15 protein-coding genes are annotated in these 15,310 nt (G+C 34.6%); 10 read left to right on the forward strand and 5 right to left on the reverse strand.

The features are described from left to right. The first annotated feature begins 262 nt into the window (after positions 1 to 262). Complete coding sequence (locus tag KORDIASMS9_RS17310; RefSeq protein ID WP_162820018.1) at positions 263 to 427, forward strand: hypothetical protein; 165 nt, start codon at positions 263 to 265, stop codon at positions 425 to 427. Positions 428 to 681: 254 nt separating this feature from the next. On the opposite strand, the gene KORDIASMS9_RS17315 is transcribed toward KORDIASMS9_RS17310, so the two are convergent. Then, complete coding sequence (locus KORDIASMS9_RS17315) at positions 682 to 1,347, reverse strand: uracil-DNA glycosylase (protein WP_114904047.1); 666 nt, start codon at positions 1,345 to 1,347, stop codon at positions 682 to 684. Between the two features lie 157 nt (positions 1,348 to 1,504). Here KORDIASMS9_RS17315 and KORDIASMS9_RS17320 point away from each other — a divergent pair, with 157 nt between their 5' ends. Then, positions 1,505 to 3,676, forward strand: a complete 2,172-nt coding sequence (locus KORDIASMS9_RS17320) for a DNA mismatch repair protein MutS (protein ID WP_114904048.1) — start codon at positions 1,505 to 1,507, stop codon at positions 3,674 to 3,676. A gap of 92 nt (positions 3,677 to 3,768) precedes the next feature. Here the strand turns inward: KORDIASMS9_RS17320 and KORDIASMS9_RS17325 are convergent, their stop codons facing one another. Next, positions 3,769 to 4,104 carry a tRNA-binding protein gene (locus KORDIASMS9_RS17325; protein ID WP_114904049.1) on the reverse strand — a complete coding sequence of 112 codons (336 nt, stop codon included), beginning with the start codon at positions 4,102 to 4,104 and terminating at the stop codon, positions 3,769 to 3,771. 45 nt (positions 4,105 to 4,149) lie between these two features. Here KORDIASMS9_RS17325 and KORDIASMS9_RS17330 point away from each other — a divergent pair, with 45 nt between their 5' ends. After that, entirely contained in the window at positions 4,150 to 4,704 is a 555-nt protein-coding gene (locus KORDIASMS9_RS17330; protein WP_114904050.1) for a thioredoxin family protein, read from the forward strand. A gap of 126 nt (positions 4,705 to 4,830) precedes the next feature. On the opposite strand, the gene KORDIASMS9_RS17335 is transcribed toward KORDIASMS9_RS17330, so the two are convergent. Both KORDIASMS9_RS17335 and KORDIASMS9_RS17340 read right to left on the reverse strand, forming a co-directional pair. Further along, positions 4,831 to 5,367 (reverse strand): YfiT family bacillithiol transferase, encoded by a 537-nt coding sequence (locus KORDIASMS9_RS17335; RefSeq protein WP_114904051.1) that lies wholly within the window; start codon positions 5,365 to 5,367, stop codon positions 4,831 to 4,833. Between the two features lie 55 nt (positions 5,368 to 5,422). Next, on the reverse strand, positions 5,423 to 6,355 hold the full coding sequence (locus KORDIASMS9_RS17340; protein WP_114904052.1) for a peptidylprolyl isomerase: 933 nt from the start codon (positions 6,353 to 6,355) through the stop codon (positions 5,423 to 5,425). A gap of 451 nt (positions 6,356 to 6,806) precedes the next feature. On the opposite strand from KORDIASMS9_RS17340, the gene KORDIASMS9_RS17345 reads away from it, so the two are divergent. From KORDIASMS9_RS17345 to KORDIASMS9_RS17355, 3 genes are all read left to right on the forward strand, one after another. Further along, positions 6,807 to 6,989, forward strand: a complete 183-nt coding sequence (locus KORDIASMS9_RS17345; RefSeq protein ID WP_114904053.1) for a hypothetical protein — start codon at positions 6,807 to 6,809, stop codon at positions 6,987 to 6,989. A gap of 126 nt (positions 6,990 to 7,115) precedes the next feature. After that, positions 7,116 to 9,107 (forward strand): sensor histidine kinase, encoded by a 1,992-nt coding sequence (locus KORDIASMS9_RS17350; protein WP_162820019.1) that lies wholly within the window; start codon positions 7,116 to 7,118, stop codon positions 9,105 to 9,107. 16 nt (positions 9,108 to 9,123) lie between these two features. Continuing rightward, the gene (locus tag KORDIASMS9_RS17355) at positions 9,124 to 9,795 is read left to right on the forward strand and encodes a response regulator transcription factor (RefSeq protein ID WP_114904055.1); all 672 of its coding nucleotides are present in this window, start codon (positions 9,124 to 9,126) and stop codon (positions 9,793 to 9,795) included. A gap of 69 nt (positions 9,796 to 9,864) precedes the next feature. On the opposite strand, the gene KORDIASMS9_RS17360 is transcribed toward KORDIASMS9_RS17355, so the two are convergent. Beyond that, positions 9,865 to 12,063 (reverse strand): ATP-dependent DNA helicase RecQ, encoded by a 2,199-nt coding sequence (locus KORDIASMS9_RS17360; RefSeq protein ID WP_114904056.1) that lies wholly within the window; start codon positions 12,061 to 12,063, stop codon positions 9,865 to 9,867. 86 nt (positions 12,064 to 12,149) lie between these two features. On the opposite strand from KORDIASMS9_RS17360, the gene KORDIASMS9_RS17365 reads away from it, so the two are divergent. The 4 genes from KORDIASMS9_RS17365 (at position 12,150) to lptB (ending at position 15,284) form a co-directional block, all read left to right on the forward strand. After that, on the forward strand, positions 12,150 to 13,118 hold the full coding sequence (locus tag KORDIASMS9_RS17365) for an SIS domain-containing protein (RefSeq protein ID WP_114904057.1): 969 nt from the start codon (positions 12,150 to 12,152) through the stop codon (positions 13,116 to 13,118). Beyond that, entirely contained in the window at positions 13,118 to 13,936 is an 819-nt protein-coding gene (tatC, locus tag KORDIASMS9_RS17370) for a twin-arginine translocase subunit TatC (protein WP_114904058.1), read from the forward strand. The genes KORDIASMS9_RS17365 and tatC overlap by 1 nt, the downstream gene beginning before the upstream one ends. Further along, positions 13,929 to 14,276 carry a carboxymuconolactone decarboxylase family protein gene (locus tag KORDIASMS9_RS17375; protein WP_114904059.1) on the forward strand — a complete coding sequence of 116 codons (348 nt, stop codon included), beginning with the start codon at positions 13,929 to 13,931 and terminating at the stop codon, positions 14,274 to 14,276. Before tatC ends, KORDIASMS9_RS17375 begins: the two co-directional genes overlap by 8 nt. A 246-nt stretch (positions 14,277 to 14,522) precedes the next feature. Next, positions 14,523 to 15,284, forward strand: coding sequence for an LPS export ABC transporter ATP-binding protein (gene lptB / locus KORDIASMS9_RS17380; protein ID WP_114904060.1), 762 nt, complete (start codon positions 14,523 to 14,525; stop codon positions 15,282 to 15,284). Positions 15,285 to 15,310: the final 26 nt, after the last annotated feature.

Genomic DNA, 15,310 nt, shown 5'->3' on the forward strand with positions numbered 1-15,310 from the left:
CCGTAGAAACACCCGTTTATACAGGGGATTTTTCCCCTTTTCAAAAGGGTATTTATGTCGACGAATGGTGTATTTCACCCTGCGAATGGTCGATAAATGACGTTTTTATGCAATTTAACGAAAATTTAAACAGGTAAACGATAAAATGATACGATTGCCGGTTGTCATGTTACATTTGTTATCAGAAAGCAATAAGGGCAAAATGTTACTTTCTATTTACAACCAAATTATTTATCAGATTATTAACATTACAACTATCATTATGAAAAAATCATTTATAGCATTAGCAGCAGCAGGTTTATTATTAGCGTCATGTGGATCTAATTGCATGGGCAAAGGAGTTAACTTTGCAGATGCAGACGACGCAAAGGAAAACTACATTATGACTGCAAGCGCAGACGAAGCAAACTGCGTAGAAGTATACTAGTAAAAACTTTCCAATTATATATACGAAAGGTTACAACGTTATGTTGTGACCTTTTTTATTTTTAGATGATTGAAAGGTCAAGCTGAAAAGTATTGTAAACTCTTCATTTCTATTGTAAATACATGATTCAGCATCTTTATGAGAAGCTGAATCAAGTTCAGCTTGACGATAAATTCACTAAAATCGTATCATAGAGATTTCGCGAAAGCGAGAAACAAGTCTAAAAGGCAAAGGCGAGCTAAAAGCGAAGCAAGCTACCATCGAATTCCCTCAATACGCTGACTCACCAAATAATCATTACAACGACTAAAATGCTTATTATCAAACCAATACCCACGATTGGCACTCAACGGTGATGGATGTCCTGACGTAAGTACATAATGTTTATTGGGATCAACTTTAGCCCCTTTTTTCTTGGCATATCCGCCCCAAAGTAAAAAAACCACGTTTTCTTTTTTCTCTGAAATCATTTTGATCACAGCATCTGTAAAGGTTTCCCAGCCTTTTCCTTGGTGACTTCCTGCTTGATGCGCACGAACCGTCAATGTAGCATTTAATAGCAACACACCTTGTTTTGCCCAACGTTCTAAATTTCCGCTCACAGGCGGATCAATGCCGATATCGCGTTTAATTTCTTTAAAAATATTGATTAATGAAGGTGGTTGTGGAACGCCGTCATTTACAGAAAAACACAATCCATTTGCCTGTCCCACACCATGATACGGATCTTGTCCAATAATCACCACTTTCAACCGATGAAACGGACAATGATCAAATGCGGCAAATATGTCCTTCCCTTTCGGGAAACATTGATGTTGTGTATATTCCGTTTTGACAAAATTGATCAATTCTTTAAAATACGGTTCTTCAAACTCGTCTTGTAGATGAAATTTCCAGCTTTCTTCAATTTTTATATTCATATTTTGTCTTTTCAATAGCGTTTTACCTCAAAATTGCACAAAAATGGCCCATTTATAAGATTGTTTATTATTTCAAAATCAACATATAAATAAGTACCTTTGCCATCGTCTGAAAAAATTAGACCACAATCGAGATTCTTAGTAGTCCAAATTTACAATGATTAAAATACATTCCAAAACATTAGATGATTTAGAGTTTGAAACTGTGTTACAACAAGTTTCAGAGCATGCTGTTACGACCTACGGAAAACAGAAAATTAGCAATACACAACCTTTTCAAGACAAAGAGATATTGCTAACAAACTTGTCGTACGTCAATGAATACTTGGCATCTTTTGAAAATGAAAACGTGATTCCGAATCATGGTTTTGAAGGAATTTCATTGGAAATTAAACTGTTAGCGATTGAAAATAGTTTTTTGGAAATTTTAGGATTTCGTAAAATTTCTGCCATTTCTAGCGCCGTGAATCTCTTGATTAAGTTCTTTAAGAAGTTTCACGAATATTACCCAACGCTTCACAAACGATCGGAACGTATTGAATTTACAAAAGTGCTGATTACCGAGATTGACAACGTCATCAATCGTTTTGGAGAAGTAAAAGATACGGCTTCATCAGAATTGGCACGGATTCGACGTGGAATTTTAAGCATTCGCGGAAAAATAAATCAGAGTTTTTCTTCTGCCTTGAGCAGATATAATCAAGCTGATTATTTGGATGAAATTCGCGAAACGGTGGTTGATAACCGTAGAGTTTTAGCCGTAAAAGCCATGCATCGCCGCAAAGTCAAAGGTGCCATTATGGGAAATTCTAAAACGGGAAGCATTGTTTATATTGAACCTGAAATTACGTTGCGCTATTCGCGAGAATTGTCGAATTTAGAATATGAAGAAAAGGAAGAAGTTACGCGTATTTTAAAGGAATTGACAGACTTTACACGACCGTTTGCGCCGCTTTTAGAGGAATATCAAGACTTTTTAAGTGATTTAGATGTCAGCTATTCCAAAGCTAAATATGCGGCTTCTATGAACGCTATTTTACCTGAACTTTCAGAGAAACGCGAATTATTTTTGAAAGATGCGTACCATCCACTCCTCTATTTAACAAATAAAGAACGTAACGAAAAAACATATCCGCAGACAATTGAACTAAGTCAAGATAATAGAATTATTGTGATTTCTGGACCAAATGCTGGTGGAAAAAGTATCACTTTAAAAACGATCGGTTTGTTACAATTGATGTTGCAAAGTGGTATGTTAGTTCCTGTGCATGAACGCAGTAAAATGTGTTTGTTTGAACGAATTTTGACAGATATTGGAGACGGACAATCTATTGAAAATCATTTAAGTACGTATAGTTATCGTTTGAAGCAGATGAATTACTTTTTGCGAAAATGTAATAATAAAACGCTGTTTTTAATTGATGAATTTGGTACGGGAAGTGATCCTGAATTGGGTGGCGCTTTGGCGGAAACCTTCTTGGAAGTTTTTTATGAGCGAGAAGCTTTTGGAATCATCACAACGCACTACTCCAACTTAAAGTTATTGGCGAACGAATTGCCATACGCGACCAACGCAAATATGATGTTTGATAGCAAAACGTTGCAACCTGTATACAAATTAGCGTTGGGACAAGCAGGAAGTTCATTTACCTTTGAAGTTGCACAAAAAAATGGCATTCCGTACAGTTTGATCAACAGAGCAAAGAAGAAAATTGAGCGTGGAAAAGTACGTTTTGATGCCACGATAGCAAAGCTTCAAAAAGAACGCAGCGCCATGGAAAAAACGTCTAAATTGTTACGAGAAGAAGAAATCAAAGCGCGTGAAGAAAACGAACGTTTGGAAGCGTTGAATGTGAAAACAAAGTCCAAATTAGAGAGTTATCAGCAGTTGTATGATCATGACAAACGCATGATTCATCTTGGAAATAAGATCAATGAAATTGCCGAACGTTATTTTGACAATAAAAAGAAACGTCCGTTGATTTCTGAGTTTTTACGTATTGTAGAGACTGAAAATTCCAAACGAAAAAAACAATCCGCTAAGGAAAAAAACATACAAAAGGCAAAACAAAAAGAAGCTAAAAAAGAAGTCATTCAAAAAGTGGCGGTTATTCGTGAGGAAAAGAAAATCGAGCAGAAAAAAGCCGCCAAAAAAGAAGCAGAAAAGCCAAAACCAATTTTAAAAATCGGCGATCGCGTTCGTATGCATGATGGAAAAGCTGTAGGAACGATTGACGAAATGGAAAAAGGAAAAGCTATAGTGAATTACGGAATATTTACTACGAAAATTTCCGTAGATCAATTAGAATTGGTGGAAGCTAAGAAGTAATTTTTTTAGGGGATTTTTATTTCGTTAATTTGTTGACTTATAAAGTTGTTCTTTGAAACTTCTCAATACTAAAATCTCAATACTCAATACTATTAAGATATCTTCAAACCATTTGGAATTTTAGCTGAAGGATGCATCAAAATAACATCATCACCATCAACAGCGCCCATGACCAAACATTCGGAGAAGAAATTCGCAATTTGTTTTTTAGGAAAATTCACAACTGCCATAATCTGTTTGCCAATCAATTCTTCTTTTGTATAACGCTTGGTAATCTGTGCGGATGATTTTCGAATTCCGATGTTGGCACCAAAGTCAATGGTAAGTTGATAGGCTGGTTTTCTGGCTTTTGGAAAATCGTTTGCTTCAATAATGGTTCCAATGCGCATGTCTACTTTTTCAAAATCGCTCCAAGATACCTCACTCATTGTATTTTTTTGAGTAAATTTATACTTTAAAAAACAATTTCACAAATGGCACTGACTCCTTCCAATATGCTTTCTTTAGGCACAAAAGCTCCTAATTTTTCTTTAATCGATACAGTTTCAGACAAAACCATTTCGCTAAACGATGCAAAAGGAACACACGGAACGGTACTTATGTTCATCTGCAATCATTGTCCATTTGTAAAACATGTAAACGAAGGAATTGTAAAATTAGCGAATGATTATCAATCAAAAGGAATAGGTTTTGTTGCGATTTCGAGCAATGATGTTGAAAATTATCCTGCAGACGCACCGCATTTAATGAAGGAAAACGCACAACAAGAAGGGTTTTCTTTTCCATATTTGTATGATGAAACGCAGGAAATTGCCAAAGATTATGATGCTGCGTGCACGCCTGATTTTTATATTTTTGATGCGAATTTAGGATTGGTCTATCGTGGACAATTAGACGATTCACGGCCAAATAATGGAATTCCTGTTACTGGAAAAGACATGCGAAATGCGCTCGATATGTTATTAAAAGGAGCAGAAATTTCAGCCGATCAAAAACCTAGTATTGGTTGTGGCATTAAGTGGATTTAACATAGATTTACTTAGATTGTTAGATTGTTAGATTGTTAGATTGTTAGATTGTTAGATTGTTAGATTGAAATTAATTTAAAATTCAACATTCATAATTTAAAATTTAAAATTCATAATTTACAAAAACTACTTCCAATTTTTACGAATCAGTAATTGATTGATATGTTCGTAATGGTGATTGCAATGCCACGCGTAAATTCCTATGTTTTCTTTGAGTGATACTTTTTCATTTCCTTCTGGATGAATAAAAAATTGTGCTAAATCTTCTACGGAAAGTCCTTTTAAAAAATACACCCATTTTGCATGCAAAGCTTCTATTGTGTTTAGTGAAAGTTCAATGGGCGCGGATTTGCTATCGAATAATTCCGCCCAGCGATCTTCATAATACGCTTTTATAATAGGTTGATTTTCTGTCAACGTCCATTTGAAACGTGTATAACTATTATGATGACTATCTGAAACATGATGAATTACTTGCCGGATCGTCCAACCTTCTGGTCGATAACAAGTATCTAATTGTTCTTTCGAGAGATTTTTCACTAATAGCTTCAATCGTTTCGGGAACAATTCCAACACATTGATCCACTCTTGAATATGTTTCATAGTAATCATTTCGGGAATTTGAGGTTTTCCGATTGGATATTTTAGCAATTCTAACTCCATTATATAATAGGGTATAAAAAAACGCTCTGAGATTTTCAGAGCGTTTTGTATAATTTTATTTTACATCCATCAATTCAACGTCGAACATGAGTGTTGCGTTTGGCGGAATTACACTACCTGCACCGCGCGCTCCATATCCTAAATGTGGAGGCACCACAAATCGTGCTTTGTCTCCTACTTTCAACAACGCGATTCCTTCATCCCAACCAGGAATTACATTTCCTTGTCCTAACGGAAAATCGATTGGTTCATTTCTTTTATATGAAGAATCAAAAACGCCACCATCAGGAAACATTCCTTTATAATGAACAGAAACTGTTTTTCCAGCTTCTGCTTTTGCGCCATTTCCTTCTTGAATGATTTTATAACGCAAGCCACTTTCTGTTGTATCGAAACCTGTAGCGATTTCATCTAATTCTTTGGCTGCTTTTTCTTTGGCTGCTTTTTCTCTTTCTGCTTTTGCACCATTAAATGCTCTAAACGTTTCAACAGCATTAAAAGCTTCTGCTTCTGCTCCAACACGAATAATTTCCAAGTTTTCAATCGTATCACCTTGTGTTACAGCATCTACTACCTCTTGTCCGTGTGCCACATGTCCAAATACGGTATGTTTTCCATCTAACCAAGGAGTTGCAATATGTGTGATAAAAAATTGACTTCCATTTGTTCCAGGTCCTGCATTTGCCATAGATAGTACGCCAGGCGCATTGTGTGTTAACTCTGGGTGAAATTCATCATCAAAGTTATATCCAGGACTTCCTGTTCCTGTTCCTAATGGGCAACCACCTTGAATCATAAAATCAGGAATCACTCTATGAAATTTAAGTCCATCATAATAAGGAGTTCCTTGTGGTTTTGCTTTATTTTCTAAATTACCTTCAGCTAGTGCAACAAAGTTACCAACTGTACCAGGTGTTTTTTGATACGTTAAGCTTACAAGGATTTCTCCTTTGCTAGTATGAAATTTTGCGTATAATCCGTCTTCCATGTGTATATTTTTAATTAACGATGCGAAGATACGCAACCTAAAACAATTAGAAAATACACAGGAGTAAATATTATTTCCAACAATAGTATTGGAATCCCGTATTTCTTTTACCGAAAAACCATATCTAAAAACAAAATTAAGGCACTAACTTGATTTTTGAAATCAAGTTAGAAATCTATCTTTTTCGAAGTGCTGATTATCAAGTATTTAACTTAATTTCACGTTCTGTAAAAGTGAAAAAAACGATTCATTTTAAGTGTTCACTAGAATTTTAGAGAATCTTCTAGAAACAATTTGAAAGTATACATAGTTTTTTAATAAAAGAATGATTTTAAACAGGAAAAGTATTACGGTAATCACCTATAAATCATTTACAAAACACTTTTATCAATTTATAAAAAATGATTAACCAAATAAAACTAGTAAGTAACTTAATTAAAATTTAAAAAAGATGAGAAAAGTATTCGGATTATTCGCATTATTATTAGTAGTAAACTTAGGATTTATTGCTTGTGAACCAAACAGCACTTCAGATGCAGGAGATGACAATGTATTTGAAAACGTGACAGGAACAGGAGATGAAGAAGGTGAAGTTGTAGATGAAGACACTTCAACGAGTAGCGCTACAAATTAATAACATTATATATGTATATAGTTTAAAAAATATATAGTTTAAAAAAAGTCTCATTTGTAATGAGACTTTTTTTTCATAGAAAAAAGAAATATTTTTGAAGTAATCTTTGTTATGAATAACTTTTGTATGAAAAAAATATCACTAATAATAGTCTGCATCATTTGTAACTTTTCTTTTGGCCAAGAAAATTTTGAGGATATTTATAATCTTCTTACAAAGTCTAAATCCAAAGATTTGAATAACTACGAAAAGAAAGCCTTTATAGATAAGGCGTTTAACCGCGCCAAAAGTCTTGAAGAGGAAGATCCTGCCGTAGGTAAACTATTTTTAGATATTTCTACTCACTATACAGCGATTAATGATACGCTATTATTTAGGAAGTCAATTAACAAGTCTAAATATTTTTCACAAAAAAATAATGACTCTATAACGCTAGCCAGATCTTACTGGAAACTAGGTAATTTTTTAGTGAAGAATAAAAAAAGTGATAGTGCATATTCTTACTATTATAATGCAAAAGAACAGTATGATGATCTTGATATGGTTGCTGAATCTGCATCTATGCTTCTGAATATGGCAATTATTCAGAGAAATGGAAAAGATTACACGGGTAGTGAGATAACAACAACTGAAGCAATTAAAATTTTTAAAAAATTAAAACAAAATAATAGATTATATAGTTGTTATAATAACCTTGGAATTATTCACAATAATTTAGAAGAATATGAAAAAGCTATTGATTATCATAATAGTGCTTTAGAATATTTAAAAAAAACTAAAAAAAATAGTTTGAGTGAAGCTGCTACTCTTAATAATATTGGTGTAGTCTACAGAAATCAAGGGAATCATTTATTAGCTGTAAAAAATTATTTAGAAGGACTTAAATATGACAGTTTATTTATGAAAAACCCGAGATTATATGCTACTTTAACAGATAATTTAGCATATTCAAAATTCAAATTAAACGATACAAAAGACCTTCCATATTTATTTGATAAGGCTCTAAAAATAAGAGATAGCTTGGATATTTCTGCTGGAATTATCATTAATAAACTACATTTATCAGAGTTTTATCTTGATCAAAATGACACCTTGAAAAGTCAGAAATATTCTATGGAGGCAATGAGGCTGGCTAAAAAAACAAATGCTTTGCGTGATCTTTTAGCTTCTTTCAAATTATTAGCAAAGATCAACCCAAATGATGATTCAAAATACTTAAATGAATACATACGAATCAATGACAGTTTGGTAAAGCATGAACGTTCTCTTAGAGATAAATTTACACGTATTCAATATGAAACTGATGCTGTCAGAAACCAAAACGAAAAACTAAGCCTTCAAAATACATGGATTGTTGCCATCTCCACGGCAATTATTTTCTTCGGATTTTTGATTTATGTCATCACGCAGCAGCGAACTCGTAACAAAGAACTCGAAATGGAACAGCAACAACAGCGTGCCAATGAAGAGATTTATAACTTGATGATCGATCAACAAGATAAGATTGAAGAAGGTAGAAAACGTGAAAAAGAACGTATTTCACTAGAACTACACGACGGAATTTTAGGAAGATTGTTTGGAACACGACTCAGCTTAGGAAGTTTGAATGCAAAAGATGATGCAAATTCTAAAAGAGTTCGAGAACAGTATATCAATGAACTTCAAAGCATAGAAGAAGAAGTACGAAACATTTCGCATGAACTCGGATTGGATAATTTTGACAAATCGACCAGTTATAGTACAATGATTACAAATCTTTTGGAAGAACAGTCGAAAATAACTAACTTTAAATACCAAATTGAAGATGACGACCGAATTCTATGGACAGACATTCCTGGGCATATAAAGATTAATATTTACAGAATCATTCAAGAGTCTATTCAAAATATAAATAAATATGCGCAAGCAGAAAACGTGATACTAGATTTTAAGAAGAGTAATGACCGTATTATCCTTTCCATAAAAGATGATGGCGTTGGTTTTGACCAAAGTAAACGAAGTAGCGGTATTGGATTGAAAAATATGAAATCGAGAGTAACTTTACTTCATGGACAATTTACCATCAATTCCATTCCAGGGAAAGGAACTTCTATCAGTGTTGACGTTCCTATGACGTAGAACTTAACCTTACCAGATGAACAAAGATATAAAAGTACTTATCGTAGATGATCACCCAATGATCATTGAAGGCTACAAAAATGCCCTTTTAGGTATCAATTCCAGTGAAATGACATTGCGAATAGACACTTCTGATACATGTGATGGAGCCTACGAAAAAATTAAAAATGCGTCCACAGGAACACCGTATGATGTGGTATTTTTAGATATTAAATTACCACCATCCAGCGATGGGAAAATCATTTCAGGAGAAGACTTAGGAATCAAAGTGAAAGAATTATTACCAGACACAAAAGTGGTGATTCTTACCATGTTTAATAACAATTTTAGAATTCATAATATTCTGAAAAATATAAATCCTGATGGCTTTTTGGTAAAAAGTGACGTGACTTCCGATGAGTTGATGCGCGCCTTTCAAGTCGTATTGACCGATCCGCCGTATTACAGTCATACCGTAACAAAATTGTTGCGTACACGTATTATCAATGAAGTCGTGTTGGATGATATTGACAGAAACATTCTTTTCCACCTTTCTAAAGGAATTAAAACCAAAAACTTAACTGAATACATTCCGTTGTCGTTAGCAGCGATCGAAAAGCGAAAACGACATTTAAAAGAAGTATTTGATGTAGAGAAAAAAGGAGATGAATCTTTACTAGAACAAGCAAGAAACACAGGGTTTTTGTAGAAAAATCAAAAGACATAAAAAAGCGGATTGAAAATTTTAATCCGCTTTTTTTGTTATATAATTATGTGTCTAATTCGCAACTTCACTAATAAATTTGATGCGATACAAACGCAGTTCTTCGTCGTCGTAATCACCATCAAATTCCTCCATAGCATCAGAAATCTTATCAGTTTCAGCTTCTAAAAAATATTCGTAAATTTCTTCTTGCTGGTCTTCATCTAAAATGTCATCAATCCAATACGTAATATTCAATTTAGTTCCGCTGTATACAATTTGCTCCATTTCTTTAATAAAAGCAGGCATTTCCAAACCTTTGGCAGAAGCAATATCATCTAGCGGAAGTTTTCTATCTACACTTTGAATGATATAAAGTTTCAAGCCAGAATTCATTCCGGTACTTTTGACTACCAAATCATCTGGACGCACAATATCATTTTCATCAACATACTTTTTGATGAAATTGATAAAATCTTTTCCGTATTTTTTTGCTTTCCCATCTCCAACTCCATGAATATTTTTCATTTCTTCGGTTGAAATTGGATATTTTAATGCCATGTCTTCCAATGATGGATCTTGAAAAACTACAAATGGTGGCACACCTAAACGTTTTGAAACTTTTTTACGCAAATCTTTCAACATGCTCATCAATTGTTGATCAGCTACTGCACCACTACCTTTAGAAGCTGTAATAATTTTATCATCATTGGCTTGCTCAAAACTGTGATCTTCGGTCATCATAAAAGATGTCGGCTGTTCTATAAAGGCAATACCAGCTTCCGTCAACTTAATAACTCCGTAGGTTTCAATATCTTTTCGTAACAAACCAGCGACTAAAACTTGACGAATCAACGCCATCCAATATTTGTCATCATGCGATGTACCATTTCCAAAGAAAGGTTGCAAGTGTGTTTTGTGCGATTTAATCAAAGCATTTTCATTGCCTGTTAACACATTCACCACATTCCGAGATTTATAGGTCTGCTTTGTGAGTTGAATGATTTTCAACAATGTGACAACTTGATCTTTCGCTTCCACTTTCTTTTTTGGATTCCGAACATTGTCGTCCATCTCAGCACCATCTCCATCATCTGGAAATTCTTCACCAAAATAGTGTAAAATAAACTTGCGTCGAGAAATAGAGGTTTCCGCATACGCGACTACTTCTTGCAGTAAAGCATGACCAATCTCCTGCTCTGCCACAGGTTTTCCAGACATAAATTTTTCTAGCTTCTCAATATCTTTATAGGAATAGAATGCCAAACAGTGACCTTCGCCACCATCACGACCAGCTCTACCCGTTTCTTGATAATAACTCTCAATACTTTTTGGAATATCATGATGTATCACAAAGCGCACATCAGGTTTATCGATTCCCATACCAAAAGCAATTGTAGCAACTACCACATCACAATCTTCCATCAAAAACATATCTTGATGTTTGGCTCGTTTCTTAGGATCTAAACCTGCGTGATACGGAACTGCATCAATTCCATTAACTTGAAGTACTTGCGCCAACTCTTCTACACGTTTCCGACTCAAGCAATAGATAATTCCGCTTTTCCCTTGATTCTGCTTTACAAAACGAATAATATCTACATCGACATTTTTCGTTTTGGGCCGCACTTCATAAAATAAATTAGGTCTATTAAAAGACGCTTTAAACGTGTTGGCGTCCGACATTCCTAAATTTTTCAAGATGTCTTCTTGTACTTTAGGTGTTGCCGTTGCTGTGAGACCGATAATAGGAATATCGTCTCCAATCTTTTTAATAATTGTTTTTAAATTTCTGTATTCTGGGCGAAAATCGTGTCCCCATTCTGAAATACAGTGGGCTTCATCAACCGCCATAAAAGAAATAGTGACGGTTCGTAAAAACTCTACATTTTCTTCTTTGGTTAATGATTCTGGAGCTACATACAATAATTTTGTAATTCCATTTGTAATATCTTCTTTAACTTGTCGAATCTCCGCTTTCGTAAGCGAAGAATTTAACACATGAGCAATACCATCTTGGGAGGAAATCCCGCGCAAGGCATCTACTTGGTTCTTCATTAAGGCAATTAGGGGAGAAACAACGATGGCTGTACCTTCTTTCATCAACGCTGGCAATTGGTAACATAAAGATTTACCGCCACCAGTAGGCATGATAACGAAGGTATTTTGGTCGCTGATAATGCTTTTAATAACTTCTTCCTGTAGTCCTTTGAATTGACCGAACCCGAAGTGCTTCTTTAGTTCCTTGTATAAGTCAATTTCTACTAAACTCATTCTATCGTTTTACAATTTTACATACATTTGCATTCACTAAAGATACTATTTTCTTTAGGAACCACAATTTTTTAAATTTATTCATTTTGAAATATAAAGATAGTATTATTAGTGTTGCCAAGCAAACCATTGAAACAGAATATAATGCGATAAAAAATTTAATTCCCTTGATTGACAGTGAGTTTGCCGAAGCAGTCTCATACATTTACAACTCTAACGGACGCGTAGTCGTAACTGGAATTGGAAAAAGCGCTAACATTGCTACAAAAATTGTGGCAACATTAAATTCTACCGGAACGCCTGCTATTTTCATGCATGCTGCAGATGCTATACATGGCGATTTAGGAATCATTCAAGAACACGATACGGTAATTTGCATCTCCAAAAGTGGTAATACACCTGAAATCAAAGTGTTAGTTCCATTAATAAAGAACAGCAACAACAAATTGATTGCAATCACATCTAACAAAGAATCTTTTTTAGGAATACAAGCCGATTATGTATTGCATGCGTATGTGGAAAAAGAAGCGTGTCCCAATGGTTTAGCACCTACAACAAGTACAACAGCGCAATTGGTTTTAGGCGATGCACTTGCAATTTGCTTGTTGGAATTACGAGGATTTTCTAGTAAAGATTTTGCAAAATATCATCCTGGTGGCGCCTTAGGTAAAAAATTATACTTACGTGTAAATGACATGTCTTCGGTCAATCTAAAACCAAAAGTATTTGCAAATAGCTCTGTAAAAGATGTAATTGTCGAAATTTCCAAAGGCATGTTAGGTGCCACAGCTGTTGTTGACAAAGCCAATGAAATTATTGGAGTCATTACTGACGGAGATATCCGTAGAATGTTATCGAACAATGACTTTATTGGCGATTTAAAAGCTGAAAACATCATGACGGCGAATCCGAAACGAATTGACATTGACGCGATGGCAGTAGAAGCCCTGGAAGTCATGGAAGACAAAGGAATTTCACAAATATTGGTAGAATCGCAAGGAAAATACGCAGGAATCGTACATTTGCATGATTTAGTAAAAGAAGGCATACTCTAATGGGGAAAAATAAAAACGAAATGTCGTTCTTAGGACATTTAGAAGAACTAAGATGGCATTTAATTCGAAGCTTTGTAGCAATTGTAATCATTGCTAGTGTTATTTTTGTATTCATTACGCCTATTTACGACCATTTTTTAGTAGTGCATTTGGATGGTGAATTTGTAACGTATAAATTTTTCTGTGATGCTTTTCAATTATTTGGTGTTGAAAGTGACTTTTGTACACTTAATTTTGATGATAAACTCGTCAATTTGAGCGTTACCGGACAATTTACCATGGCAATTTGGACATCGCTCATTTTAGGATTAATCCTAGCATTTCCATACATTTTATATGAAGCTTGGAAATTTATTGCTCCCGGTTTGAGTCCGAAAGAACGTAAAAGATCGCGTTGGTTTATCTTTTTGGCTTCGCTCCTATTTTTATTCGGATTACTATTCAGTTATTATGTAATCATGCCAATGTCATCGTATTTTTTCTATAATTTTTCGGTGACCGAAACGATCAAAAACACCATTACGGTACAATCGCACATAAGCTTACTAACCAACACATTGTTAGGGATTTCATTAGTTTTTGAATTGCCGCTCATTATTTATTTCTTGGCAAAATTAGGATTGATCACACCTGCGTTTTTACGCAAATATAGAAAACACGCTATTGTAGTCGTATTGATACTTTCCGCTATTATTACACCACCCGATGTAGCGAGTCAAATCGTCGTGGCAATTCCAATAATGATGTTGTATCAAGTTGGAATCGTTATCGCAAAAAGAGTAGAAAAAAATTATAAAAAGAAATTTAAACATGGCTAATCAAGTAGAAGAATTCAATGCCTACAGAGCTGAAATGAATGACAAAATTTTAGCAGACAATAACAAAATCATCAAACGAATTTTCAATTTAGACACCAATGCTTTTACGGCTGGAGCGCTAGATGTACAAACCAAAGAATTACTCGGTTTGGTAGCTTCTACGGTATTGCGCTGTGACGATTGTATCAAATATCACTTGGAATCTTGCTACAAAGAAGGGTTGGGCAAAGAAAAGGTAGTAGAAACGTTAAGTATTGCTACTTTAATTGGTGGAACTATTGTAATTCCACATTTGCGTAGAGCATACGAATATTGGGAAGCGTTGGAAGCTCAGAGTTAGATTTGTCGCTTTGCTCCTGTTGTTAGTTGTTAGTCAACTTGTTTACTTTATGGCTATATCATAGTATAAACTCTTAAACTTATAAACCACTAAACTTTATAGGCTTTAGTTAATTTCAAACTAGAGTTTGATTTCAACGAACAACAAGCAACGAATAACTAAACAAACAGCAACGTTAATTTCATACTAAAAAGTACATGGCTTTTGATGAAATTGTTATTTTTACGTTTTACATAATCAAAGTATATGATTTTAAGAGCCGATAGTATCATGAAGTCCTACAAAGGACGAAAAGTTGTAAAAGGAATTTCTCTGGAAGTAAACCAAGGAGAAATTGTAGGATTGTTAGGTCCGAATGGAGCTGGAAAAACAACTTCTTTCTACATGATTGTAGGATTGATAAAGCCTAACGGTGGAAAAATCTTTTTGGACGATATGGAAATCACTAAATTTCCGATGTACAAACGTGCGCAAAACGGCATTGGGTATTTGGCACAAGAAGCTTCTGTATTTCGTAAATTAAGCATTGAAGAAAATATTTTGAGTGTGTTGCAATTGACAAAAATGTCCAAAAAAGAACAACTTCGCAAAATGGAATCATTGATAGAAGAATTTGGTTTGGGACACATTCGTAAAAACCGTGGCGATTTGTTGTCTGGTGGCGAACGAAGACGAACAGAAATTGCACGCGCATTGGCTACAGATCCTAAATTTGTCTTGTTAGACGAACCTTTTGCAGGAGTCGATCCAGTTGCCGTAGAAGACATTCAACGCATCATAGCGCATTTAAAAAATAAAAATATCGGAATTCTCATTACAGATCACAACGTACAGGAAACACTTGCCATTACAGATAGAACCTATTTAATGTTTGAAGGAAGCATCCTAAAAGCAGGAAAACCTAAAGAACTTGCAGAAGACGAAATGGTTCGAAAAGTATATCTTGGACAAAACTTCGAGTTGCGCGAAAAGAAATTGGATTTTGAACAAACATCTACAGAAGAATAGAAAAAGAGGCGAAATTTTCGCCTCTT

It is taken from the genome of Kordia sp. SMS9 (genome assembly GCF_003352465.1).
GTDB lineage: Bacteria > Bacteroidota > Bacteroidia > Flavobacteriales > Flavobacteriaceae > Kordia.

Coding starts and splice junctions, on each gene's coding strand:
- KORDIASMS9_RS17310 (WP_162820018.1), top strand. CDS start 263: ATGAAAAAATCATTTATAGCATTAGCAGCAGCAGGTTTATTATTAGCG.
- KORDIASMS9_RS17315 (WP_114904047.1), bottom strand. CDS start 1,347: ATGAATATAAAAATTGAAGAAAGCTGGAAATTTCATCTACAAGACGAG.
- KORDIASMS9_RS17320 (WP_114904048.1), top strand. CDS start 1,505: ATGATTAAAATACATTCCAAAACATTAGATGATTTAGAGTTTGAAACT.
- KORDIASMS9_RS17325 (WP_114904049.1), bottom strand. CDS start 4,104: ATGAGTGAGGTATCTTGGAGCGATTTTGAAAAAGTAGACATGCGCATT.
- KORDIASMS9_RS17330 (WP_114904050.1), top strand. CDS start 4,150: ATGGCACTGACTCCTTCCAATATGCTTTCTTTAGGCACAAAAGCTCCT.
- KORDIASMS9_RS17335 (WP_114904051.1), bottom strand. CDS start 5,367: ATGGAGTTAGAATTGCTAAAATATCCAATCGGAAAACCTCAAATTCCC.
- KORDIASMS9_RS17340 (WP_114904052.1), bottom strand. CDS start 6,355: ATGGAAGACGGATTATACGCAAAATTTCATACTAGCAAAGGAGAAATC.
- KORDIASMS9_RS17345 (WP_114904053.1), top strand. CDS start 6,807: ATGAGAAAAGTATTCGGATTATTCGCATTATTATTAGTAGTAAACTTA.
- KORDIASMS9_RS17350 (WP_162820019.1), top strand. CDS start 7,116: ATGAAAAAAATATCACTAATAATAGTCTGCATCATTTGTAACTTTTCT.
- KORDIASMS9_RS17355 (WP_114904055.1), top strand. CDS start 9,124: ATGAACAAAGATATAAAAGTACTTATCGTAGATGATCACCCAATGATC.
- KORDIASMS9_RS17360 (WP_114904056.1), bottom strand. CDS start 12,063: ATGAGTTTAGTAGAAATTGACTTATACAAGGAACTAAAGAAGCACTTC.
- tatC (WP_114904058.1), top strand. CDS start 13,118: ATGGGGAAAAATAAAAACGAAATGTCGTTCTTAGGACATTTAGAAGAA.
- KORDIASMS9_RS17375 (WP_114904059.1), top strand. CDS start 13,929: ATGGCTAATCAAGTAGAAGAATTCAATGCCTACAGAGCTGAAATGAAT.
- lptB (WP_114904060.1), top strand. CDS start 14,523: ATGATTTTAAGAGCCGATAGTATCATGAAGTCCTACAAAGGACGAAAA.